The 2,077-nt window shown below is 40.8% G+C and carries 1 protein-coding gene; it reads left to right on the top strand.

Annotation, left to right across the window (positions count from 1 at the left end; translation table 11 throughout):
- The coding region (locus K5G00_RS29165) for an N-6 DNA methylase (RefSeq protein ID WP_238770109.1) at positions 1 to 2,077 on the top strand (2,077 nt) is incomplete at both ends.

Here is a 2,077-nt window from a genome sequence, read left to right as displayed (position 1 = left end):
ACAAACAGTATGTTGGAAGCCTTAAAAATTCCATTCTTACCGCTTTTTACACGCCTCCTGAGATTATTCAGGTTCTTACAGAAACATTAAAACAGCATCAAATATCTCCTGATAGGTTTCTTGACCCCTCCGCCGGATTGGGTGCTTTTATCTCAGCTTTTAAGAATCAAAATGAAAGTCTTTCGGCAACAGGTTTTGAAAAGGATTTACTAACCGGAAAAATACTGTCCAAACTTTATTCTGAAGACAAAATCAGGACTGCCGGTTTTGAAGAAATTGAAAGCCGTTACAACAACCATTTCGATGTGGTTTCTTCCAATATTCCATTTGGTGACGTCGCAGCCTTTGATGTTTCATTCCTGAAAAGTAAAGATAAGGTTAGACGACAGGCTTCCCGGAGCATCCACAATTATTTCTTTTTAAAAGGAATGGATACGCTCAGGGAAGGAGGACTTCTGGCTTTTATCACTTCTCAGGGAGTAATGAATTCACAAAAAAATGAACCAGTACGCCAGTGGTTAATGGACCACAGCCGGTTGGTTTCAGCAGTCCGCTTGCCCAATAACCTTTTCAGTGAATATGCCGGAACCGAAGTGGGCAGTGATTTAATTATTGTTCAGAAAGATTTAGGTAAAACCCGGTTGACACAAAAAGAGAAAGATTTTGTACGAAGTGAAAAGCTTTCCAGCGGAGTATTCAACAACAACTATTTCAACAATTTTCAACGGGTAGTCCATACTGAAGGATTTATCGATACCAACTCTTACGGAAAACCGGCGCAGGTTTTTATTCATAAAGGAGGAATAAACGGAATCGCGTCGGATTTAAGAAAAATGCTGGAGGCTGATTTCAGCGAAAAACTGGATATCGATTTGTTTCAAAAAGATGTTTCCAACAAAAAATCTATTTCAGTTTCATCTCCAAACAAACCTGTTCAGAATATAAAACAGGCAGAACCGGCACTGACCCTTTACGACCTCTTTGGCCTTAGTCAGGAAGAACGCAGCCAACATAAACCTTCACGAAAAAGAAGTACCTCTAAACCAAAAACCAAACAGCTAAACCTGTTTGCACAACCGAATCCAGTAAACGGGAAACAGGCCAAAGAAGTTATCCCTTCACTTCCGAATATAAGACCGTTTAATGGAGAATTACACAGCCATCTCAAAACCGGTTCTCTGCTAAAAGACCAAAACCAAATTGGATTTTTGAGAGAACGAAACGGAGATACAGCAACATTCGAGAGGTTAAAACTAACTCCACAACAGGAAGCAAAAGCCTCACTCTTTATTCAAATCAGGGATACCTATCACCAACTGTACAACAATGAAGCGGAAAGTTTAAAAGAAGATGCGTCAAACCGAAAACTTCTAAATGGTTATTACGATGATTTCTTACAGAAGTACGGAAATCTGAACAACGCCAAAAACCTCGGCTTGCTAAAAATGGATTCCGGGGCCAATGAAATGTTAGCGCTGGAGAGGGGCGTAAACGGGGAACTGGTAAAGGCAGATATTTTTAATCAGCCTGTCGCTTTTAACATCAGGGACCTTGAACAGGTAGAAACTTCGGAAGAAGCGCTGGCCGCTTCACTGAATAAGTTCGGAGAAGTACGAATGGATTATATGTTGTCTTTGCTGAACGAAAAGAGCCGGGAGGAACTGGTTCAGGAACTTCATGGGAGGATTTATTTTAACCCGCTTATCCAAAATTATGAGGTAGCCGACAAATTTATCGCCGGTAATGTAATTGAGAAAGTAAAAAATATTGAAGGTTACCTCACGCGGCAACCCAATGATATTGCAGCGCAAGAATCATTACAAGCTCTTCAAAACTCTATCCCCGAACCTATCCCTTTTGAAGAACTGGATTTCAATTTTGGGGAGCGCTGGATTCCGGCAAACATCTACAGGGAGTACGCCTCGCACCTGTTTAAAACCGGGGTGGATATCCACTATTCATCTTCTGTTGATGAGTTTTTGGTAAAAGCCCAATTCACCAATGCTAATATTTACGAGAAGTATGCAGTTAAATCACAAAGCCGCCTTTATGACGGAATTGCATTGATGAAACATGC

Source organism: Maribellus maritimus (genome assembly GCF_022267315.1).
GTDB classification, from domain to species: domain Bacteria; phylum Bacteroidota; class Bacteroidia; order Bacteroidales; family Prolixibacteraceae; genus Draconibacterium; species Draconibacterium maritimum.
The sequence above is the reverse complement of the archived record's forward strand: the minus strand, read 5'-3'. Positions and strand labels throughout refer to the sequence as shown.